This is a genomic window from Pseudomonas sp. PAMC25584 (assembly GCF_058135675.1).
Genome location: NZ_CM176870.1, coordinates 2,409,431 through 2,431,468, shown reverse-complemented (window position 1 = coordinate 2,431,468; position 22,038 = coordinate 2,409,431). Strand labels below are relative to the sequence as shown.

The window sequence follows — 22,038 nt, the reverse complement described above, 5'->3', positions numbered from 1 at the left end:
GGGCTTGCCCCCGATAGCAGGGTGTCAGCCAATGCATGCGTGACTGACCCACCGCCATCGGGGGCAAGCCCCCTCCCACATTGATTACCTACATTCGTGAGGTCGGGTTATTTGGCAGTGAACGCCGAGTAGCGGTTCATCAGGTTGCGGTAGTGGGGAATGCGCGCAGCCTGCTGCACAGTTTCGCTGAAAGTGCCGGAGCATCGGTGACCACAAACCTAATGTGTGTACACAATCAAATGTGGGAGGGGGCTTGCCCCCGATAGCAGGGTGTCAGCCAATGCATGCGTGACTGACCCACCGCCATCGGGGGCAAGCCCCCTCCCACATTGATTACCTACATTCGTGAGGTCGGGTTATTTGGCAGTGAACGCCGAGTAGCTGTTCATCAGGTTGCGGTAGTTGGGAATGCGCGGCGACAGCAGGTTGGCCAGGCCTTCCATGTCGTTGCGCCAGTCAACTTGCAGCTCGCAGGCGACGGAGAACCAGTTCACCAGTTGCGCACCGGCAGCGGTCATACGGGCCCAGGCAGCCTGTTGCACGGTTTCGTTGAAGGTGCCGGAAGCATCGGTGACCACAAACACCTCAAAGCCTTCGTCGAGTGCGCACAGGGTCGGGAACGCGACGCACACATCCGTCACCACACCGGCAATGATGATCTGCTTGCGGCCGGTGGCCTTCACCGCTTTGACGAAGTCTTCGTTGTCCCAGGCGTTGATCTGGCCAGGGCGCGGGATGTACGGCGCGTCCGGGAACAGGGCTTTGAGCTCGGGTACCAGCGGGCCGTTGGGGCCGCTTTCAAAGCTGGTGGTGAGAATGGTCGGCAAGTTGAAGAACTTCGCCACGTCGGCCAGGGCCAGCACGTTGTTCTTGAATTCGTTGGGGGAGAAATCCTGCACCAGGGAGATCAGACCGGTCTGGTGATCCACCAACAGCACCACTGCGTCATCTTTATTCAGGCGTTTGTAAGTCATGGGAGTAGCTCCTGTTTGTGAAAAGAGGTGGGTTGATTAAAACGCAAAGCACGAGCAGCCAAACGCGCCCCAGAAACCCTGGAAGTCGCTGACCGGCACGCTGCAAAGGCGTGCTTTTTCATGGCGATGGGAATGCACGCCGCACGGGCCGCTGCACTGGTGAACCTGGGCTTGCTGCGGCGACGTCGGACGCCAGTGCCCCGGCACCTTGACCACCGGCGACCAGTCCGGCAGCACCGGCACGCGCGGCGGCGCGAAATCTTCGAAGTCGCCGGCGCCATACACCACCTTGCCGCCGACCACGGTCAGCACCGATTCGATCCACTTGATGGCCTCTTCATCGACACTGAAAAAATCCGCCGACAGCGCGGCGACATCCGCCAACTGGCCGACCTTGATCTGGCCCTTCTTGCCCTGTTCGGACGAGAACCAGGCGCTGCCATGGGTGAACAGTTCCAGCGCGGTCAGGCGCGGCAGGCCTTCGGCGTGCAACTCCAGGCCGCCCACGGTGCGGCCGCTGACCATCCAGTACAGCGAGGTCCATGGGTTGTAGCTCGATACCCGTGTGGCGTCGGTGCCCGCGCCGACCGGCACGCCTTCGGCGAGCATGCGCTTGATCGGCGGCGTGGCTTCGGCGGCCTTGGCGCCGTAGCGCTCGACAAAGTACTCACCCTGGAACGCCATGCGGTCCTGGATCGCAATCCCGCCGCCGAGGGCGCGCACGCGCTCGATGTTGTGTGGGGTGATGGTTTCGGCGTGGTCGAAAAACCACGGCAAGCCATTGAACGGGATATCGCGGTTGACCTTCTCGAACACGTCGAGCATGCGTGAGATCGATTCGTTATAGGTGGCGTGCAGGCGGAACGGCCAGCGCTGCTCGACCAGGTGGCGCACCACCGGCTCCAACTCCTGCTCCATGCTCAGCGGCAGGTCCGGGCGCGGTTCGAGGAAGTCTTCGAAATCCGCCGCCGAGAACACCAGCATCTCGCCGGCGCCGTTGTGGCGCAGGTAGTCGTCGCCCTGGTGCAGGGTGACGCTGCCGGTCCAGTGTTTGAAGTCGCTGAGTTCTTCCTTGGGCTTCTGGGTGAACAGGTTGTAGGCGATACGCACCGTCAGCTGTTCGTCCTTGGCCAGTTGCTCGATCACCGCGTAGTCATCGGGGTAGTTCTGGAAACCGCCGCCGGCGTCGATCGCGCTGGTGAGGCCGAGGCGATTGAGTTCGCGCATGAACTGGCGGGTCGAGTTGACCTGGTATTCCAGCGGCAGTTTCGGCCCCTTGGCCAGGGTCGAGTAGAGAATCATTGCGTTGGGCCGCGCTACCAGCATACCGGTGGGGTTGCCGTGGCTGTCGCGCATGATCTCGCCGCCCGGCGGGTTGGGCGTGTCCTTGGTGTAGCCGGCCACGCGCAAGGCGGCGCGGTTGAGCAAGGCGCGGTCGTACAGGTGCAGCACGAACACCGGGGTGTCTGGCGCCGCCTGGTTGAGTTCTTCCAGGGTTGGCATGCGCTTTTCGGCGAACTGGAATTCGTTCCAGCCGCCCACCACGCGTACCCATTGCGGCGTGGGGGTGCGGTCGGCCTGATCCTTGAGCATGCGCAGCGCGTCAGCCAGGGACGGCACGCCTTCCCAGCGCAGTTCGAGGTTGTAGTTCAAGCCGCCACGGATCAGGTGCAGGTGCGAGTCGTTAAGGCCGGGGATCACCGTGCGGCCTTTGAGGTCGATGACCTGGGTGGCGCTGCCACGCAGGGCCATGGCTTCACCGTCGGTGCCCACGGCCACGAAGCGCCCCTGGCGAATGGCGACGGCGGTGGCGCGCGGGTTTTCACGGTCCACGGTGTGGAACTGGCCATTGAACAGAATCAGATCGGCGTTCATAGGGTTTCCTTTACAGAGGCTTCAAGCCAGGGAGCGAACAAGCGGGTAGCCGCCGGCATCAGCAGGTACACCACCAGCACCACAATGGTCACCGTCACCAGAAAGGTGGCGACCAGGTAGTTGGACAGCAACGGGTGCAGGCGCAATATCGGCCCCCACACGATCGGCACCAGCAGGGTCAGCGGCAGGATCACACACAGGGTGACCACGGCCTGTTTCCAGCGCGGCGGTTTGGCGACGCTGTCGGTTTGCGGCGTGAACCAGAACTCGTTGACCGCACCGATTTCGGTTTGGTCGCCGTCGGCCAACATCGGCGCGGCTTCTTCGATCAGGGTGTGCCGCTGGGGGGAGTCGAGCCAGCGTTGCAGGTCGTCGATGGAGCGGTAGCGCAACACGCAGGTGAACAGCGCCAGGCCACCTTGTTTACCGCGCACGACGTCTACACCGAGATGGCCGGGACGCTCGCCAGCGATGCGCACGATGCGCCGTAGCCAGGCTTCGTAGTCAGCCTCGCTGCCGGATTTGATCCGGTGTTTGACGATCAGGGTGACGACTTCGTCGGGGCTGGTTTCGGGTGTTGGGTCCATGGTGTTTTTCCCCCCTGGAGAGCTGAGCGATGGGGAGAGTTTGCCGGGGACGGGGCACTGGAAATTGGATGTTTGTGCTGTTTGGCGGGCTAACCTCCAGGGGCGCCTATAACGGCAAGGTGGACATGTGCGCGCTGATCCGGCTCCTCAACCAGCGCTCCGCCGGATCGTTGTCATGCACCCCGCTCCACACCATCGATAACTCCGCTGCGTCGATTGCAAACGGCGGGGCTTGCGCGCGCAACGTGGTGCCTTCGGTCAAGGCACACGCCGCGTAGTCCGGCACCGTCGCGATGATCTGCGTGCCCGCCAGTAACGCACGCAATCCGCTGAATTGCGGCACCGCCAGCACCACCCGGCGCGCCCGGCCGATACGCGCCAGGTCGAGGTCGATATTGCCGCTCAAGTCCCCCGAGAACGACACCATGGCATGGGGCCGCGCGCAGTATTCGTCCAGGGTCAGCGGTTCTATGCCGCCATCGCCGCGCAGTACCTTGCACGGTATGTCGCGCAGTTTCTTGCGCTTGGCATTGGCCGGCAGATCCGTGGTGTAGCTGACGCCAACCGTGATCTCGCCACTGGCCAACAGCGACGACATCAACAAGTAATTGGCGCGGCGCACCACCAGGATAATCCCCGGTGCCTCGTCACGCAGTTGGCTGAGCAACGGCGGGAACAGGCCGAACTCGGCGTCATCGGACAGGCCGATGCGGAACACCGCGCAGCTGGTGGAAGGGTCGAAATCCTTGGCGCGGCTGACGGCGCTTGAGATGGTGTCCATGGCCGGTTGCAGCTCCTTGAGTATCGCCATTGCGCGTGGCGTGGGCTCCATGCCGCGCCCGTTGCGCAGCAGCAACGGGTCGTCGAACAAATCACGTAAACGGCCCAGGGCCGCACTCACCGCCGGTTGCCCTATGAAGAGTTTTTCAGCGACCCGGGTCAGGTTCTTCTCGAACATCAGCGCTTCGAATATCACCAGCAGGTTCATGTCGACACGGCGCAGGTCGTTGCGGTTCATGGCGGTATCCAAACAGTTAGCAGAGCACTAGCTAAGCACGCGGCAGGCGAGCGCGATTGCACACCTGTGCTGTCTTTTTTACGCCCGCACCTGGCGAAATTAACAACGATTAACTCGTCAGCCGGGCGGTCCGGCACCAAGAATGAGGCCGTCTACACTGCATCCATTCACCGGGAACGCTCCCATCGACCACGGATATTCGTCATGGCCCGACTTGAGCACCGTGCTCCAAGCATCTGCGCGACCGGCGGCCTCTGCCCCCGGCGCGAGCGTATCGCCAAGCAACTGATCCTCGCCAACCTCGGCGAAAGCCTGGCGATTGCCGACCTGGCCCAGGCCTGCGCACTGTCACGCAGCCATTTTTCCCGCGCCTTCAAATGCACCACCGGGCTGTCGCCACAGGAATGGATTCGCCAACAGCGCATCCAGCGCGCCAAGGAATTGATCACCGGTACTTCTTTGAGCCTGACGCAAATCAGCCTGGAATGTGGCTTCTGCGACCAGGCGCACTTCTGCCATATGTTCACCCGCAGCGAAGGCGTCAACCCGATGACCTGGCGCAATCACCAACTGCGCCACAAGCAGGTCATTGCGGCCTAGTGCTCGCTGCACGCGTGGAATATGCTGGGCAGCCCCTTGTCTCAGAGCATGCGCAGGCATGAGCGACCTCAGCGAACAGGCCGTGCACTTCGGCCCGTACCGGATCCACCCGCGTCAACGCCTGGTGCTGGAGGCGGGCCGGCCGCTGCGCCTGGGACGGCGGGCGGTGGAGATCCTGCTGATCCTGCTGGAACAGGCCGGCAATGTGGTGAGCAAGCAGGAACTGATCGCGCGGGTCTGGCCCACAAGCGTGGTCGAAGACGGCAACCTGCGGGTGCATATGGCGGCGTTGCGCAAGGCCCTCGGCGATGGCCAGGCCGGGCAGCGCTATATCGTCACCGTGGCCCAGCGCGGTTACAGTTTTGTGGCGCCACTGAGCATCGAACCGATGACGATTCCAGCCGACGGCATTCCCCAAAGCCAGGCCCATAACCTGCCGCTGCGCCGCACGCGGATGATCGGCCGCCAGGCGCTGATCGATGCGCTGGTGCAGCAATTGCCGCAACAACGTTTTATCACCCTGACCGGCGCGGGGGGCATCGGCAAGACCACGGTGGCGCTGCGCGTCGCCGAATTGTTGATCGGGCATTACCGCGACGGTATTCGCCTGCTGGACCTGGCGCCCCTCAGCACGCCGTCGATGATCCTGCCCAACCTCGCCGCCCTGCTCGACCTCACACCCGCCGAACACGCGCCGCTGCTCACCCTGGCGCGCAGCCTGCAGGCGCGCCAGTTGCTGTTGGTGATCGACAACTGCGAACACCTGCTCGACGACATCGCGCTGATCAGCGAAACCCTGCTGCGCCACGCGCCCGACCTGCACATCCTCACCACCAGCCGTGAAGCACTGCGTGCCGAGGGTGAATATGTGCAGCGCCTGGAGCCGCTGGCCTGCCCGCCCGCCACCGGCAACCGTGCCCAGGCCCTGGGCTATCCGGCCCTGCAACTGTTGATCGAACGGGCCATGTCCCATCAGGACAGCTTCGCGCTCAGCGAAGCCGAACTGCCGCTGGCGATTGATATCTGCCAGCGCCTCGACGGTCTCCCGCTGGCCATCGAGCTGGTGGCGGCGCAGATCGAACGCTTCGGCCTGCCAGGCCTGCTGGTGCAGATGGAAGACAACTTTCGCCTGCTGACCCGTGGCCGCCGCAGCGCCCTGCCCCGCCAGCAGACCTTGCGCGCCACGTTGGACTGGAGTTTCGACCTGCTCTCGCCCTGCGAACAGATCTGCCTGCGCCGCCTGGCGGTGTTTCGCGGCGGCTTCAGCCTGGCCAGCGCGGCGGCGGTGATCGCCGGGGAGCAGATCGCACCGGCCGAGGTGCTGGGTTCGATCACCCAACTGGTGGCCAAGTCCTTGCTCAATGTCGAGCCCGGAGATGAAGAGATGGTCTACCGCCTGCTCGACATCACCCGCACCTACGCCCTGGAAAAGCTCAGCGTGGCCGCTGAACTCGACACCACCCGCGAACGCCACGCCGCACGCTGCCTGGCCTTGATGGAACAGGCACGGGAAGATTGGGAACGGACCGCGACCCAGCCCTGGATCGACCGCTATGCGCCCCTGCGCGAAGACATCCGCACCGCGCTGGATTGGGGCCTGGGCGACCAGGGTGCGCACCTGTTGGGGATTCGCCTGACGGTCAGCGCGATGCCGTTGTGGCAGGAGCTGTCACTGTTGAGGGAGCACGGGCTGTACGTGGGTAAGGCGCTCGCGCGGCTGGCGCAATCGCCGACGCCTAACCCGCACTTGCACATGGCGTTGCAACTGGCGCTGGGCAGTTTTTCGTATCACACCCAGGGCGGTACGCCGCAGACCATTGACGCCTTCGCCTGCGCGCGGCGCCTGGCCGAAGCGAACAATGACCTGAGCGGCCAGTTGCGTGCGGTGTCGGGCCACATGGCGGTCAACCTGTGTTGCGGCAACTATCGCCAGGCGCTTGCGCAAAGCCTGCACTTCGATCAACTCGGCCCCCAGGCCGCCCCCTTGCTCGACCTCAGCGCCCAACGCCTGCGGGTACTGGCCCAGCACTTTGCAGGTGACCAGGCAATGGCCCAGCACAATGGCGAACAGGTGATCCAGCGCATGGCCCACAGCGGCCATCTGAACCGGTTCACCCATGGCTTCGGCGTGCAGTACGACCAGAGCGTGGCCTCACTGACGATCCTCGCCCGCATCCTGTGGCTGCGGGGCTTCCCGGAGCGCGCCTGGCGCACCGCGAACCAGGCCCTGGAACTGGCGCTGCAGATCAACCACGGCACCTCGATCTGCTACACCCTGGCCCTGGCCGGGGTGGTCATTGCCCGCTACAACGGCGACGCGACCTCGGCGCATTCACTGCTGGATCTGTTGTTGCAACAAGCGCAAAAACACTCGGTGCAGCTGTTTCACACCTGGGCCCGACACTACGCCGGCACGGCGCCAGAGCAAGACATGCACGGGCTCGGCCTGGTCGCAGACACCCTGGTGACCTTCAACGCGCGCGCGGTGGACGCGGCGATGTTCGAGCGCGCCAGAAACGGCGCGGCCGGCTGGTGTACTGCGGAAGTTTTGCGGGTGCGCGCCGAGCACATCGACGATCCCCAGGCGGCAGAAGCACTGCTGCTCGACGCGTTGGGCCTGGCGCACCAGCAAGGTGCCCTGGCCTGGGAGTTACGCAGCGCGACCGCACTGGCGCGGCTGTGGCAGCGCCAAGACCGCCGGCAAGCGGCCCGCGAGTTGCTGAACGCGGTCTACGCGCGATTCACCGAAGGGTTCGCCACCCAGGACCTAATCGGCGTGCGCCGCCTGCTCGACGAGTTGCAAGACAAACGGCCGGCCTGAAAACGCGCCCAGATAATGCCCATACCCTTGCTGCAAACGCGCCACCTGCAGCGGGTCGCGCAGTTGCGCCAGGGCGTAGCTGCGCACGCTGTTGAGCAGGCGATAACGCTCGGGACCGAGACCGGGTTCCACGCTCAGCAGCGAGGTGTCGACCAGTCGCCGCAGCAGGTAAGCCAGATCGGCGTGGGCCAACTCGGTGCCGGCGATCAACTGAGTCAGCGCGGGCAAGCTCACCGCCATCTTGAACAGCCCCAGTTGCAGGAACAGCCAGCGCTCCGGCAGGCTCAGGCGCTCGTATGACCAATCCAGGGCCGCCGCCAGGGATCGGTGCCGTTCCACCGCCGTGCGCCGACCGCCCGCCAGTACCTGCAGGCTGCTGCGCAATTGCACCTGCAAGCCCTGCACGCCGAGGGCGTCGACTTGGGCTGCTGCCAGTTCGAGGGCCAAAGGGATACCGTCGAGCCGGCGGCAGATATCGCGCAGCGCCGGCAAGTCCTGGGAGCGCAGGGCAAACCCTTGCTGACTGGCGCGTACACGCGCAACGAACACCTGCACCGCCGAGTAGGCCATCGCCTGCTCGACACTGCCCCAGGCGGACGGCATCGGCAGCGCCAGTCGAGGCACGCGCTGCACCCATTCACCGGGCACCCGCAAGGCTTCGCGGCTGCTCAACAACAGCGTCACTCCGGGCGCGCTGGCCTGCAGCGCGCGCGCCAGATGACGGCAGGCACCGAGCAATACGTCGGCACCATCGAGCACCAGCAATAACTGGCGCGAGGCCAATTGACGGGATAACGCCGAGGCACTGTCACACGCCTCGAGCCCAAGGGTCTGGGCCACGTGGCGCAGGATTGCCGTGGGCGCGTCGACGCTGGCCAGATCCAGCCACCACACGCCGTCGCGATAACGCGGCAACACGCGCTCGGCCAACGCCAGGGCCAGGCTGCTCTTGCCGACACCGGCGCCTCCGGTCAAGGTCATCAGGCGTTGCCCGCACAGGCGCCGGACCAGCGCACCCAAGAGTTCGTCGCGGCCGATCAACGGGCTGAGTCGGGTCGCAAGGTTGTGCCGCAGTGCCACGTGGCGGGCCGCATCCTGCAGCGGCGCGACGCAGCAATAGCCGCGCTGGGGGTCATTGAGAATGTAGCGACGGCCGTCCAATGCACGGCGCAGGGCGGCGATATGCACCCGCAGGTTGTTCTCTTCCACCACGCTGCACGGCCAGACGCGGGCGATCAGGGTGTCTTTTCCGACAAATTGCCCCGGCGCTTCGAGCAGCACCGCCAGGATATCCAACGCGCGCCCGCCCAACGGCACAGGCATACCCGCCTTGCTGACCAGGCGCTGCTGGCGGTGAAAGGTGTAGGGGCCAAAGCGCATCGCATGGTCGTTGTTCATCTGCGTAAAAGCGCTGAAACACCCGAGCTTGGGCGCCTGCGCATCCTTCTTCCATGGGCCTGCCGTTATCTTGCCAGCTCGCCGTGACAGGGCAATGCTGGCACGGGGAGCGATACGGACAATCGGGTGCGCGAGACGGACATCCTGTCGTTAACTGAACTGCTGTCGGTATTGGGTGGGGTTAAGGCCGAGTTTTTCACTGAACAGAAAGCGCATATGTCGCACGCTGCCGAAGCCTGCGTGAAAGGCCACGGTCTTGAGCGGCAGGTCGGTGGTTTCCAGCAGGTGCCGGGCGCGGTCGATGCGCGCGCCCTGCAGGAACGCCATGGGCGTCATCTGCACTTCTTTGGCGAACAGCCGCGCAAAGTGCCGCGCACTCATGCCCGCCAGCGCCGCCATGGATTCGATGGTGAACGGCTGGTCCAGATGCGCCAGCACCTGGTTCTGCACCCGCGTGATCGCGGTTTCCTGGGGCGCCACGGCGGCGGTCATCGGGCTGAACTGGGCCTGCCCGCCCTGGCGTTTCATCACCACCAGCAGCACTTTGGCCACGTCCACCGCCACCTGCTTGCCGTGGTCCTGGGCGACGACCGACAGCGCCAGGTCGATGCCCGCCGTCACCCCACCCGAAGTGATCAGGCGGCCGTCCTGCAGGTAGATGCGGTCGGTTTCGACGATGGCCTGGGGGAAAGCCTTGATCAGCCGCTCGGTGTAATGCCAGTGGGTGGTCACGCGGTGGCCGTCGAGCAACCCGGCATGCCCGAGCACAAAGGCGCCGGTGCAGATCGAGCCGAAGCGCCGCGCGCGCGGGGCGGCGGCCTTGAGCCAGGGCAACAGGTCGGGGTGGCATTCGTTATAGGCACCGGGGCCACCCGGCACCAGCAGCAGGTCATAGGCCTCGTGCGCCTGGGCCAGCAGCAGGTCGGGCTGGACGACCACGCCATTGGACGCACGCAGCGGGCCGGGCTCGGTGCCGACGGTCAGGATCTGATAGTGCTGCGCCGCCGGCAGGTAGCGGTTGGCAATCGAAAACACTTCAAGCGGCCCGGCCATGTCGAGCAGGAGAAAGTCTGGAAACAGCGCCATGGCCACGGTGTTCATAGAGAGAGACGTCCATCAGGAAGGAAGGCAGCGGCCATTATGCCACGCCTGAGACTGTCAACTTCAGCGCGACAGTTATTCAGATATCAGCTTATTAATGAATATTTCAGTAACCAGTAACCTTCTTCTCAACGCAAGCGCCCTGCATTTCGCAGCCCGCTCTGACTTGAGGACACCACCATGCTGACCCTTCGCAAAGCCTCCGATCGCGGCGCCGCCAATCACGGTTGGTTGAAGTCGTTCCACACCTTCTCATTCGCCAACTACTGGAACCCCGCCGAACAGGGTTTTTCCGACCTGCTGGTGATCAACGATGACCGCGTCGCGGCAGGCCGTGGCTTCGGCCAGCACCCGCACCGCGACATGGAGATTTTCTCCTATGTGCTCGAAGGTGCCCTGGAACACAAGGACACCCTGGGCACCGGTTCGGTGATCCGTCCCGGCGATGTGCAACTGATGAGCGCCGGCAGCGGCGTAGCCCACAGCGAGTTCAACCATAGCCAGAGCCGTGGCGTGCACTTCCTGCAAATCTGGATCGTGCCGAATGTGGCCGGCGCAGAACCGCGCTATCAGCAAGAGCACTTCAGCGAAGCGCAGAAACGTGGCCGCTTGCAGTTGATCATCGCGCCGGATGGCGCCGACGGCTCCCTGCACGTGCGTCAGGATGCACGGGTGTACGCCGGGCTGTTCAACGCCGACGAAAGCGCACGCCTGGACGTGGCGCCGGACCGCCACGCGTACATCCATGTGGCCCGTGGCAGCGTCGAGATCAACGGCCAGCGCCTGCAGGAAGGCGACGGTGCCCGCGTGCGCGATGAGCGCCAGATCCACCTGAGCCACGGTGAAGATGCCGAAGTACTGGTGTTTGACCTGCGCCCCCTGGAACTGCCGCAGATGCCGTGACCGCTGCGCGATAGCCCGCCCACACGGGCTATCGCTGGCATCGATAGTCACCATCAACCCAATGAAGTTCTCTTAAAAATGGCAACGCGTAACATCAAACCCATACCAGGCAACACCCTAATCAAACACTCGGAGCACACTCTCATGAAACGCCAACTCTTGCTTAGCCTCGCTTTCTCGGTACTTGCAGCAAACGCTTTTGCCCACCCTGTCGTCGCTGAAGGGGGCGCTGATCGCCTCAACGAAAATCGCGTCGCCGAAGGCGGTGCGGATCGCTTGCAAGGCAACCGTGTCGCTGAAGGTGGTGCTGAACGGCTGTTGGAACGTCGTGTCGCCGAAGGCGGTGCTGATCGCCTGCAAGAACGCGGTCTGGCCGAAGGCGGTGCTGATCGCCTGCAAGAACGCGGTCTGGCCGAAGGCGGTGCTGATCGCCTGCAAGAACGCGGTCTGGCCGAAGGCGGTGCTGATCGCCTGCAAGAACGCGGTCTGGCCGAAGGCGGTGCTGATCGCATGCAAGAACGCGGTCTGGCCGAAGGCGGCGCTGATCGCCTGCACAGCAACAACGCCTGACCCCGCGCTGTTTGCGCAGCACCCCAAACCGGCCTGATCAGCCGGTTTTTTTTCGTCTGCTCATCGGTTGTTGACTTGAAATCGCTTGCGATACGCCGCCGGCAGCATCCCCACCCGCTGCTGAAACAGGCGCCGAAACGAGTTGCTGTCTTCATAGCCCACCGCGTAGGTGATGCTTTCGAGCGTCATGCGCGTCGACTCCAGCATCTGCTTGGCGCGCTCCAGGCGCAGGGTCTGCACATAGGCGATCGGCGTATAGCCGGTGGCGTCCTTGAAGCGCCGCTTGAAATTGCGCACACCAAAACCAAAGCGCCGGGCCACGTCGTCAATCACCAGCGCCTGGGCGCAGTGCTGCTCCAGCCAATGCTGCACGCGCAGTATCTCTGCGTCGCCATGGCCCTTGGGCAACGACCACATGGCGTACACCGACTGCACCGTGCGCACCGTGTCGATCAGTAGATATTTGCCACAGGTGTGAGCCAGTTCCGGCGAGCCGAAGCGGCGGATCAGGTGGAGCATCAAGTCCATCGCCGCACTGGCACCACCACCGGTAATCACGCGATTTTCTTCGCAGAGCATCTGTGCGTCATCGAGGATCACGTCCGCGTAGCGTCGCCGGAAAAGCTCGGCAAAGGCCCAGTGAGTGGTGGCATGCAAACCTTGCAGTACACCGGCTTCAGCCAACACAAAGGCGGCAGTACACATCGAAGCCAGCACAGCGCCGCGCCCATGCTGTTCGCGCAGCCAGGGGCCAAAGGCGGCAAACGTCGGCAAAGCCTCTTTTAAGGTGAAGAGAAAGCCGGGGATCAACACCAGGTCGGTCTGCGCGATCTGTGCAGTCGAACAGTCCACTTGCAGACGCTGCCCGCCCCAGGCGTTCACGGCCTGGCCGTCCAGGGACGCGACCACGATCTCGAAGGGCGGGCTGTCGGCAAACAGGTTGGCGGCGCTGAGCATTTCCAGGGCCAGGGTGGCGCTGGCGGTAGAACAGTGATCGGCCAGGAGCAAGGTAATGTGCATTCATGGACCTTTTTTGCGCTTTTGGCATGTAATAAGTCATTTGCGCACCTACCTTAGCCGATTTGGCGCCCTTACAGTGCTGCCACTGATTAACTGTTTGGCGTCTCTATGAATCTCTGGTTTCGATTGCTGTACATGCTCTGCCGTCGCCCCTGGCGCAAACCTGCCCATGGCCTGGCGACCACCGTGGTGCGCATGCGGGTGTGGCCGCTGGACCTGGATATCAACCGGCATGTCACCAATGGCCGCTACTTTTCCCTGGCGGACGTTGCGCGGATGGATTTTGTCTTGCGCACCGGCGCGTTTCGCGTGGCTCTGCGCAACAAGGCGCTGCCGATCGTGGGCGATACCTGGGGCAAGTTTCGCCGCGAGCTCAAGTTATTCGAGGTGTTCGAGGTACACACCCGCATGCTCGGCTGGGACCACAAGTGGAGCCTGATGGAGCACCGTTTCGTCAGCAAGGGTCGGGTGGTCGGCGTGGTGGTGATGCGCGGGCTGTTCCGCTCAGCCAAGGGCACCCTGCCCCCGGCGGATTTTGTGCGTGAGCTGGGGTTGGACGAAGCCTCGCCGCCCATGCCGCAGTGGCTGAGCGACTGGGCGCAGAGTTGCGATGCGATGAGCGTGCAGTTGCGCGGCGAAGAACAGGCGTGAACCGGCGGATGCCAGCGTCTTCAAGTGGGCGCCAGCGTCGTCTCTCGCTACGTGCCGGGCCCCGTTAGCAGGGGGAATACGCTTGATTCCCCCCCTTTCTCGATTCAAGCCGGGCTGCGCTCCTCCAACCCACGCGCCGCCAACGCACCCAACACCCCACCGGCAATTGGCGCCAGCCAGAACGCCCAGAGTTGCGCCAGGTACTCGACGCCAGCGAACAACGCCGGCCCGGTGCTGCGCGCGGGGTTGACCGAAGTGTTGGTGACGGGGATCAGGATCAGGTGAATCAAGGTCAGCGCCAGGCCGATGGCGATGGGCGCAAAGCCAGCCACCGCGCCCGGCGCAGTCACGCGCATGATGATCAGCACAAAGAAGAACGTAGCGATCAGTTCGGCCAGCAACGCCGCCTTCATGTCGAACTGGCCGGGGCTCAGCGGGCCATAGCCGTTGGCGGCAAAACCACCCACTTCAAAGCCTGGCTGCCCGCTGGCAATCACAAACAGGGCGGCGGCGGCGACAATCGCACCCGCGACCTGAGCGGCTATGTAGGGCAGCACATCGACGCTGGGAATGCGGCGCCCGGCCCATAGGCCAATGGTCACCGCCGGGTTGAAATGCCCGCCCGAGACGCCGCCGACCGCGTAGGCCATGGTCAGTACGGTGAGCCCGAACGCCAGGGACACCCCCAGAAAACCGATCCCCAGTTCCGGGAATGCCGCCGCCAGAATGGCACTGCCACACCCGCCGAACGTCAACCAGAAGGTACCTGCAAACTCTGCGGTCAAACGCTTTTGCACAATCAACTCCATTGCTTTTCAAACGCCACGGCCCTGCTCGAAGGGCGTGGCAATCGCCGTCACCACAGGATGTGGGAGGTCCTGGGTGACGGTAGCAACAGGCGCCAAGGCGCCTTGTAAGATTTGTCTGGTTTTAGTCGCGCGCGACACCCTGCCCAAACCGCCGGATCGCCAGGCAATAGCCGATCAACGCCAGCGCCGCCAACACGCCGCCCGCCGCGCCGATCCAGGCGAAGCCGAAGTGGCTGCCGACCCAACTGCCCATCAGCGCGCCGCCGCCGATACCGACGTTGTAGATACCGGAGAACATCGCCATGGCCACGTCGGTGGCGTCCGGCGCGAGCACCAGGACTTTGGACTGCATGGCCAGGCCGAAGCCCATGATCGCCATGCCCCAAAACACGCTCAGGCCGACGAGGTAGGATTCGGCCCCGCTCAACGGCAGCATCAGTGCCAGGCACGCGGCCAGCAGGAACACCGCGCCCACCACGAACAGATGCGGGCTGAACCGGTGTACCAGGCTGAACAACAGCGAGCCGATGATGCCCGCACCGCCGAACACCAGCAGGAACAGGGTCACGACATTACCGCTCAGGCCGGCGACACGTTCGACAAAGGGTTCGATGTAGCTGTAGGCGGTGAATTGCGCGGTGATCACCAGGGCGGTGAGCACGTAGAGCGCCACCAGTGCCGGGCGCTTGAACAGCAGCGGCAAGCTGCGCAGGGAGCCGGAGTTCTGGCTCGGCAACAGCGGTAAGGTCCGCGCTAGCCAGAACACCAGGGCCGCAGCGAATGCCGCAATCACCAGGAACGTGGTGCGCCAGCCCATCGCTTCGCCGAGCAGGCGGCCAAGGGGAATGCCCAACACCATCGCCAGCGACGTGCCGGTGGCCAGCAGGCCGAGGGCTTGTACTTGTTTGCCGGCCGGCGCCAGGCGTACCGCGAGGGACGCGGTGATCGACCAGAACAACGCGTGGGATAAGGCGATGCCGATCCGGCTGACCATCAGCAGGCCAAAGCTGTTGGCGACGCTGGAGAGGATGTGACTGGCGATGAACAGGCCGAACAACACGATCAGCAGCTTGCGCCGTTCGATGTTGCGCGTCAGCAGCATCACCGGTAGCGAGGTCAGCGACACGATCCAGGCATAGATCGTGAGCATCAGGCCGACGCTGGCGATCGGCATATCAAAGCTGGCGCCGATGGCGCTGAGCAGGCCAACGGGCACAAATTCAGTGGTATTGAACACAAAGGCGGCCAGCGCGAGGGCGATGACCGGTTGCCAGTTGGCACGGGGCGTTGCGGTTGAAAGGCTCATTGAAGGGCGAGGCACTCTGACGATGATCGAACGGCCACCCAGGACAAGCGCCGCCGCCGAACATTCTATAGGTTTCCCGGTCGGCTGTTGACGCTCATCCGGGGTAAATCGCCCTCGGCAGGATCAGCGTAGCCCCCTCACGGGTCGACCTGCCCCATCAGTTCCGGAATGGGGCATAACGCTGTGCCAACGCCGCACACACCATCAACTGGATCTGGTGAAACAGCATCAACGGCAGGATCAACACGCCCATGGTCGCCCCGGCAAACAGCACCTGGGCCATCGGCACTCCGGTGGCCAGGCTTTTCTTCGAACCGCAGAACAAGATGGTGATGCGGTCCTCCTGATTAAAGCCGAAGGCCTTGCCCAGCAGCGTGGACGCCACCAACACCAGGGCGAGCAACACGCAGCAGGCCACCACCAGGCCGCCCAGTTCCCACAGCGGAATCTGCTGCCAGATGCCTTGGATGACCGCTTCGCTGAACGCGCCGTAGACCACCAGCAGGATCGAGCCCTGGTCGACGAACTTCAGCCAGGCCTTGTTGCGACCGACCCACTCGCCGATCCAACGGCGGGCGATCTGCCCGGCGACGAACGGCAGCAGCAGTTGCACGCTGATTTTCAGCATGGCGTCGACGGTCGAACCGCTCTCGCCGTGGACATTCAGCAGCAGCGTCACCAGCAACGGCGTGAGGAAGATCCCGAACAGGCTCGACGCCGCCGCGCTGCAAATCGCCGCCGGGATATTGCCGCGCGCCAGCGACGTAAAGGCAATCGCCGACTGCACCGTGGCCGGTAACGCGCACAGATAGAGCATGCCCATGTACAGGTCGTTGCCGATCAGCGGCGACAACAGTGGCTTGAGCGCCAGGCCCAACAGCGGGAACAGCACAAAGGTCAGGCTGAACACCAGCAGGTGCAGGCGCCAGTGACCGGCCCCGGCAACGATGGCCTGGCGCGACAGCTTGGCGCCGTGCAGGAAAAACAGCAGCGCGATGGCCAGGTTGGTCACCCAGCCGAAGGCCACGGCGGTCTGGCCGCTGGCGGGCAGCAAGGACGCGAGGACCACCGTGGCGATCAGGGTCAGGGTGAAATTGTCGGGCAGAAAGCGCGGGCGAGTCATAAGCAGGATCTTCCGGGGTTGCCAAGAGCGTCATCACGACTCTAACGTAACGCTTTATTACCGACTAACGCCAATGAGCCAGTAAATGCCGCCTAAAGGACATGACAAGACCGTCCGCCGCAGCGTGCCCGGGCTTTCCAGCCTGCCACGCCCAGTGTACGGGCGCACCGAATCCTTGCCCAACCGCGCCCTGACCCACCGGCACAGCCACCCGTGGGTGCAGTTGTCCTACGCGATTTCCGGGGTGCTGGAGATCCAGACCAGCGTCGGCCGCTTCGTCGCGCCGCCGCAGCGCGCGGTGTGGATTCCGGCGGGCATGCCCCATCGGGTCTACAGCTCGCCGCACACGGAGATGCGCAGCCTGTACCTGGATTGCAGCGTCACTGGGTGGGCGGACGAACGTTGCCAGGTGTTGGCGGTGAGCAGTTTGTTGCGCGAGTTGATCCGCCGCTTCAGTGAACTGCCGGTGGAATATGCCGAAGCGGGACCGGACGGCAGGCTCGCCCAGGTGATACTGGACCAACTGGCGGCGGCGCCCCAGGTCGATTTGATGCTGCCGTTACCCCTGGACCCGCGCTTGCGGCAGATCTATCGCAGCTTGAACCTGCACCCGGAGCAACCCACCACCCTGGGGGATTGGAGCCGCAAGCTGGCGGTCAGTGAGAAAACCCTCAGCCGCCTGTTTTTGCGTGACACCGGGCTGACCTTCCGCGCCTGGCGCCAGCGCTTGCGCCTGCTCAGCGCCCTGCCCGCCCTGGAGCAAGGCGAGCGGGTGACGGATGTGGCGTTGGCGTGTGGGTATGAATCCACGTCGGCGTTTATCAACGCGTTCCGCCAACAATTCGACGCCACTCCCGGCGAGTTCTTCCGCTAATGCAGAGGAAGCTGCTCAGCGTTGCTTCATGCGGTCGATCACCACCGCCAGCAGCAGGATCGAACCGCGGATCACATACTGGTAGAAGGTGTCGATGTTCTTCAGGTTCATCGCATTCTCGATGATCGCCAGAATCAGCACCCCAGCGATCACATGACGGATCATGCCGATACCGCCACTGAGCGACACCCCGCCTAGCACGCAGGCGGAAATCACCGTCAGCTCAAAGCCCTGGCCGATCATCGGCTGGCCGGAAGTCATGCGTGACGCGAGGATCACCCCGGCCAACGCGCCGATCAGGCCATGCACGGCAAAGATCAGGATTTTCGTGCGGTCCACGTTGACCCCGGCCAACAACGCGGCTTCCGGGTTGCCACCGATGGCCATGGTGTTGCGCCCGTAAGTCGTGTAGTTGAGCAGCCAGCCGAAGAACAGGAAGCAGACGAGGGTGATCAGGATCGGCACCGGCACGCCCAATAGCTGGCCGTTGCCGAACACGAAGAACTGATCCTGGGACACGCCCACCGCCTTGCCGTCGGCAAAGATATAGGCCAGGCCGCGCACGATTTGCATGGTCGCCAACGTGGTGATCAGCGCATTGACCCGCAGCTTGGCGATGACGATGCCGTTGATCAGCCCGACGATCAGGCCCATCAGCAGCGCCGCACCGATGCCGAGCATGACGCTGTCGGTGTCGCGCATCACAATTGCCGCGACCACGCCGGCGCAGGCGATCACCGAGCCCACCGACAAGTCGAAGTGCCCCGACGCCAGGCAGAACAGCATGGTGCAGGCGGCAATGCCCACCGTGGAAATCGCCAGGCCCAGCCCGCGCATATTCAGCGGCGAGAGGAAGTTGTCGATCAGCAAGGCACACAGCAGAAAAATCCCCAGCGCCGCGAGCAACATCGCCCAGTTGTCGAGCAGCGCGCGCATATCCAAGGGTTTGCGTGCCGTCGGCAACGCGTTGTGTTGGGTCGTCATAGTCGTCTCTCAGTTCGCCAGGCCACGCGGCAAGGCCAGTTGCAGCAAGTTGGATTCAGTGGCGTGTTCGCGCCGTTGTTCGCCGCGCAAAGTGCCTTCGCACAGCACCAGAATGCGGTCAGAAATCCCCATCACCTCCATCAGGTCGCTGGACACCACAATCACCGCAATACCGCTCGCCGCCAGGTCATGGATGATCTGGTAGATCTCCGACTTGGCGCCGATGTCGATGCCCCGCGTCGGCTCGTCCAGCAGCAGCACCTTCATCGGCATCGACAGCCAGCGGCCAAGAATGGCCTTCTGCTGATTGCCGCCGGACAGGTACATGATTTTCTGCTCGGCGCTTGGGGTCTTGACCTTCATCGCGCTGATTTGCCGGCCGGCGTTGCCCTGCTCCCAGCCCTCGCGCAGCAGCCAGCCAAACCGGGAATGGGCGCCGCGCGCGCTGATGTTGATGTTCTCGGCCACGCTGGACAGCGGGATGATGCCCTCCTTCTTGCGGTCCTCCGGGCACAGCAGCACGCCGGCGGCGATGGCGTCGCGGGGTGAACGCAGGTTCAGGCTTTCGCCGCACAGTTCCAACTGCCCCGCCGTGGCGCGCTGCAAGCCGCTGAGCAGGCGAAACAGCTCGGTGCGCCCGGCGCCGACCAAGCCGAACAGGCCAAGGATCTCGCCCTTGCGCACGTCAAAACTGATCGGCTCGCGCAGGCCGGGGCCGAGCAAACCGTCGACCTTGAGCGCCACGTCGCCGTGCTCGCGCGGGCGGTAGTCGTAGATGTCCTGGATATCGCGGCCGACCATGCAGGTGACCAGTTGGTCGTGGCTCAGCGCGCTCATGTCGTCGAAGGTGCGCACGTAGCGGCCGTCCTTGAACACCGTCACCGCGTCGCAGATGCGGAACACTTCTTCCATGCGGTGGGACACGTACAGCACCACTTTGCCCTCGTCGCGCAGGCGCGTGATGATCGCCATCAGCCGGTCGATCTCGCGGGCCGACAGGCTGCTGGTGGGTTCGTCGAAAGCGATCACATGCGCGCCACGGGACAGCGCCTTGGCGATTTCCACCAGTTGGCGCTGGCCCAGGGACAGCCGCCCGAGCTTCTCCTGCGGGTCGATTTCATCGGCCAGGCCCTTGAGGCAGGCCAGCGCCTGCTCGCGCAGCCGCCGGCGGTTGACCACGCCGAAGCGCGCCGGCAAATGCCCGAGGAACAGGTTTTCGGCGACGCTCATTTCCGGCACCAGATGCAACTCCTGGTGGATCACCGCGACGCCGCTGGCAATGCTGTCGGCCGCGCATTTGAAGGCCATGGTCTGCGCGCCGATCTGCACGCTGCCGCTGCTCGGGATGTAGGCGCCGCCGAGGATTTTCAGCAGCGTCGACTTGCCCGCGCCGTTCTCGCCCATCAGCGCGTGTACCGAGTGCGGCCGCGCTTCAAAGCTGATCTGCGCCAGCGCTTTCACACCGGGAAACTCCTTGCTGATGCCATTGAAACGCAAGGCCGCGCCGCTCATTTCCACAGCCCGATCTTGGTCAGTTCTTCCTGAAAGTTGGCGCGGGTGATCAGGGTCACTTCGTCCATGGCGGTGTACTTCGGCGGTTCCGTGCCTTTGGTGACCCATTCGTACATCATCAGCGCGGTGTTGTAGCCCTCGATGTGCGGGCTCGGCAGCATCGAGCCGAAGAAACCACTGTTGGCTTTCTTCAATTCACCGATGGCGTCGGTGCCATTGATGCCGATGCCGATCACATTCGCGGCGGCAAACCCGGCGCTTTCGGTGGCGCGCACGCCGCCGAGCACGGTGTTGTCGTTCATGCCGCCGATGATCAGGTTTTTCGCGCCGCTGGGCAGCTTGACCAGGGCCGAGTTGGTGGCGTCCATGCTGCCGGGCACGTCGAGGGTCTTGAGCGCGGCGGTGAGGATGTGGTCCTTGGGAATGCCCGCTTCTTCGAGGGATTTGATCGAGCCGTCGGTGCGTTTTTTACCGGTGTCGAGTTCGTTGAAAGTGGTGATCACCGCGTAGGTGTCCTTCCAGTCCCACCCGCGTTTCTTCGCCTCGGCGGCCATCGCCGCACCTTGTTTCTGGCCGACTTCAAAAGCGGCCATGCCCAGGTACGGCACGTCCTCCATGAAATTGCCCTTGGCGTCGACGAAGCGATCATCCACGGCGATCACTTTCAAGCCGTTGGCCTTGGCCTTGGCGACAATCGCCGGGCCGAGGGACACGTCCGGCGGGCAGATCACAAAACCCTTGGCGCCGTTGGCGGCCAGGCTGTCGATCGCCGAGAGGGTTTTCTCGCCGTCGGGCACGGCGATCTTGATCACGGTGAAACCATGTTCCTTGCCGGCTTTTTCGGCGAAGGCCCATTCGGTCTGGAACCAGGGTTCTTCGGCTTGTTTGACCAAAAAGCCGATCTTCACTTCTTCGGCGGCCAGCAACAGGCCGCTCATGCTCAGGGCCGAGACCGCGACGGCGGCACAGCACAGGGAACGCAAACCACGACGACGATTCATACGGGTGACTCCTTGTTGTTGTTTTTAAAGTCTTGGGTTCAGCCAGCAAAGCGGTGACAGGGTTTACCGGGCACATCGACCTCGATGGCAAGCACCGCGCCATCCAGGGGGTGATCGAGGGGGCTGGCGGCGCTGGTGATGTACAGGGTGGTGAGGTGGGGGCCGCCAAACACGCAACTGGTGGGGCGGCTGACGGGCAGTTCGATGATCCGATCCACTTCACCCTCCGGCGTCAGGCGCAGCAGGCAACTGCCGTCCCAGCGTGCGTTCCAGAGATAGCCTTGGCTGTCCATGGCCGAGCCGTCCGGCCCGCCGCGCCCGTGCGGGCCGAACCACACTTGGGCAGGGTCGAGTTGGCCGTTCGGTTGGATCGCATGCCGATACAGCGTGCCGTCCAGGCTGTCGCCGAAATGCACCTGGGCGCCGTCCGCGCTCCACAGCAAGGTGTTGGGAATGCCCAGGCCGTGCAGCAACGGCGTGACCCGCGCATCGGCATCAACGCGAAACAGCCCGCCGGAACGACGCGTGACGGGCAGGTCTTCACCGTGTTCGCCGAGGTTGTTCTGCATGGTGCCCAGCCACAGGCGACCCTGGGCGTCGCAGCGCGCTTCATTGCCCCGGTTGCCCGCGTGCGGGTCGGCCACGCAGAACAGGCGCAAGGCTTCGGTCGCGAGGTTCAGTCGATACACGCCGCTGCTCAAGGTCACCAGCGCATCGCCGCTTTCACACGGGATAAACGCGGAGACATGCTCCGGCAACTGCCAGGCCTGCAATTGCCCGTCCATCAGGCGCAGCGCCTGTTTGCCGGCGATGTCGACCCAATACAGGGCCTGGGTGGGCACGTCCCAGAACGGGCCCTCCCCCAGTTGCGCACGGTGCGCGGTGACGGCGTGAAACGACATGAAGCCTCC

The 22,038-nt window shown here is 64.0% G+C and carries 20 protein-coding genes; 6 read left to right on the top strand and 14 right to left on the bottom strand.

Annotated features, from left to right (window positions below; translation table 11 throughout):
* Window positions 1-356 precede the first annotated feature (356 nt).
* The 4 genes from ycaC to ACS5Q8_RS11305 form a co-directional block, all read right to left on the bottom strand.
* Window positions 357-974, bottom strand: coding sequence for an isochorismate family cysteine hydrolase YcaC (ycaC, locus tag ACS5Q8_RS11320; RefSeq protein WP_049712843.1), 618 nt, complete (start codon window positions 972-974; stop codon window positions 357-359).
* Between the two features lie 36 nt (window positions 975-1,010).
* Window positions 1,011-2,849, bottom strand: a complete 1,839-nt coding sequence (locus tag ACS5Q8_RS11315; protein ID WP_465160199.1) for an amidohydrolase — start codon at window positions 2,847-2,849, stop codon at window positions 1,011-1,013.
* Window positions 2,846-3,436 carry an antibiotic biosynthesis monooxygenase gene (locus ACS5Q8_RS11310; RefSeq protein WP_465160198.1) on the bottom strand — a complete coding sequence of 197 codons (591 nt, stop codon included), beginning with the start codon at window positions 3,434-3,436 and terminating at the stop codon, window positions 2,846-2,848. The genes ACS5Q8_RS11315 and ACS5Q8_RS11310 overlap by 4 nt, the downstream gene beginning before the upstream one ends.
* 106 nt (window positions 3,437-3,542) lie before the next feature.
* Window positions 3,543-4,454 (bottom strand): LysR substrate-binding domain-containing protein, encoded by a 912-nt coding sequence (locus tag ACS5Q8_RS11305; RefSeq protein WP_465160197.1) that lies wholly within the window; start codon window positions 4,452-4,454, stop codon window positions 3,543-3,545.
* Between the two features lie 204 nt (window positions 4,455-4,658).
* Between ACS5Q8_RS11305 and ACS5Q8_RS11300 the strand changes: the two genes are divergently transcribed.
* Together ACS5Q8_RS11300 and ACS5Q8_RS11295 are read left to right on the top strand one after the other, a co-directional pair.
* Window positions 4,659-5,054 carry a helix-turn-helix domain-containing protein gene (locus tag ACS5Q8_RS11300; protein ID WP_247407911.1) on the top strand — a complete coding sequence of 132 codons (396 nt, stop codon included), beginning with the start codon at window positions 4,659-4,661 and terminating at the stop codon, window positions 5,052-5,054.
* Between the two features lie 58 nt (window positions 5,055-5,112).
* Entirely contained in the window at window positions 5,113-7,875 is a 2,763-nt protein-coding gene (locus ACS5Q8_RS11295; protein ID WP_465160196.1) for an ATP-binding protein, read from the top strand.
* On the opposite strand, the gene ACS5Q8_RS11290 is transcribed toward ACS5Q8_RS11295, so the two are convergent.
* Both ACS5Q8_RS11290 and ACS5Q8_RS11285 read right to left on the bottom strand, forming a co-directional pair.
* The gene (locus ACS5Q8_RS11290; protein WP_465160195.1) at window positions 7,822-9,273 is read right to left on the bottom strand and encodes an ATP-binding protein; all 1,452 of its coding nucleotides are present in this window, start codon (window positions 9,271-9,273) and stop codon (window positions 7,822-7,824) included. The genes ACS5Q8_RS11295 and ACS5Q8_RS11290 overlap by 54 nt on opposite strands.
* A gap of 150 nt (window positions 9,274-9,423) precedes the next feature.
* Window positions 9,424-10,374 (bottom strand): GlxA family transcriptional regulator, encoded by a 951-nt coding sequence (locus ACS5Q8_RS11285; RefSeq protein WP_465160194.1) that lies wholly within the window; start codon window positions 10,372-10,374, stop codon window positions 9,424-9,426.
* 180 nt (window positions 10,375-10,554) lie between these two features.
* Between ACS5Q8_RS11285 and ACS5Q8_RS11280 the strand changes: the two genes are divergently transcribed.
* Both ACS5Q8_RS11280 and ACS5Q8_RS11275 read left to right on the top strand, forming a co-directional pair.
* Window positions 10,555-11,277, top strand: coding sequence for a pirin family protein (locus ACS5Q8_RS11280; protein WP_276193530.1), 723 nt, complete (start codon window positions 10,555-10,557; stop codon window positions 11,275-11,277).
* A 199-nt stretch (window positions 11,278-11,476) separates the two neighbouring features.
* Window positions 11,477-11,884, top strand: coding sequence for a hypothetical protein (locus ACS5Q8_RS11275; RefSeq protein ID WP_465160193.1), 408 nt, complete (start codon window positions 11,477-11,479; stop codon window positions 11,882-11,884).
* A gap of 23 nt (window positions 11,885-11,907) precedes the next feature.
* Here ACS5Q8_RS11275 and ACS5Q8_RS11270 read toward each other — a convergent pair whose 3' ends face one another.
* Window positions 11,908-12,867, bottom strand: coding sequence for a GlxA family transcriptional regulator (locus tag ACS5Q8_RS11270; RefSeq protein ID WP_465160192.1), 960 nt, complete (start codon window positions 12,865-12,867; stop codon window positions 11,908-11,910).
* A gap of 108 nt (window positions 12,868-12,975) precedes the next feature.
* On the opposite strand from ACS5Q8_RS11270, the gene ACS5Q8_RS11265 reads away from it, so the two are divergent.
* Window positions 12,976-13,518, top strand: coding sequence for an acyl-CoA thioesterase (locus ACS5Q8_RS11265; RefSeq protein ID WP_443694052.1), 543 nt, complete (start codon window positions 12,976-12,978; stop codon window positions 13,516-13,518).
* A gap of 104 nt (window positions 13,519-13,622) precedes the next feature.
* On the opposite strand, the gene aqpZ is transcribed toward ACS5Q8_RS11265, so the two are convergent.
* The 3 genes from aqpZ to ACS5Q8_RS11250 all read right to left on the bottom strand — a co-directional run bounded on the left by aqpZ (window position 13,623) and on the right by ACS5Q8_RS11250 (window position 16,756).
* Window positions 13,623-14,327, bottom strand: coding sequence for an aquaporin Z (gene aqpZ, locus ACS5Q8_RS11260; RefSeq protein ID WP_276193534.1), 705 nt, complete (start codon window positions 14,325-14,327; stop codon window positions 13,623-13,625).
* Window positions 14,328-14,448: 121 nt separating this feature from the next.
* Window positions 14,449-15,633 (bottom strand): sugar transporter, encoded by a 1,185-nt coding sequence (locus ACS5Q8_RS11255; protein ID WP_426102479.1) that lies wholly within the window; start codon window positions 15,631-15,633, stop codon window positions 14,449-14,451.
* Window positions 15,634-15,790: 157 nt separating this feature from the next.
* Window positions 15,791-16,756, bottom strand: coding sequence for a bile acid:sodium symporter family protein (locus ACS5Q8_RS11250; RefSeq protein ID WP_465160191.1), 966 nt, complete (start codon window positions 16,754-16,756; stop codon window positions 15,791-15,793).
* Between the two features lie 85 nt (window positions 16,757-16,841).
* Between ACS5Q8_RS11250 and ACS5Q8_RS11245 the strand changes: the two genes are divergently transcribed.
* Complete coding sequence (locus tag ACS5Q8_RS11245; RefSeq protein ID WP_465160190.1) at window positions 16,842-17,630, top strand: AraC family transcriptional regulator; 789 nt, start codon at window positions 16,842-16,844, stop codon at window positions 17,628-17,630.
* Window positions 17,631-17,645: 15 nt separating this feature from the next.
* Here ACS5Q8_RS11245 and araH read toward each other — a convergent pair whose 3' ends face one another.
* The 4 genes from araH to ACS5Q8_RS11225 are packed head-to-tail and all read right to left on the bottom strand — an operon-like array spanning window position 17,646 to window position 22,029.
* Window positions 17,646-18,614 carry an L-arabinose ABC transporter permease AraH gene (araH, locus tag ACS5Q8_RS11240; RefSeq protein WP_465160189.1) on the bottom strand — a complete coding sequence of 323 codons (969 nt, stop codon included), beginning with the start codon at window positions 18,612-18,614 and terminating at the stop codon, window positions 17,646-17,648.
* Window positions 18,615-18,623: 9 nt separating this feature from the next.
* Window positions 18,624-20,126, bottom strand: a complete 1,503-nt coding sequence (gene araG / locus ACS5Q8_RS11235) for an L-arabinose ABC transporter ATP-binding protein AraG (RefSeq protein ID WP_465160188.1) — start codon at window positions 20,124-20,126, stop codon at window positions 18,624-18,626.
* On the bottom strand, window positions 20,123-21,127 hold the full coding sequence (locus ACS5Q8_RS11230; protein WP_465160187.1) for a substrate-binding domain-containing protein: 1,005 nt from the start codon (window positions 21,125-21,127) through the stop codon (window positions 20,123-20,125). Before ACS5Q8_RS11230 ends, araG begins: the two co-directional genes overlap by 4 nt.
* Window positions 21,128-21,165: 38 nt before the next feature.
* Window positions 21,166-22,029 (bottom strand): SMP-30/gluconolactonase/LRE family protein, encoded by an 864-nt coding sequence (locus ACS5Q8_RS11225; protein WP_465160186.1) that lies wholly within the window; start codon window positions 22,027-22,029, stop codon window positions 21,166-21,168.
* Window positions 22,030-22,038: the final 9 nt, after the last annotated feature.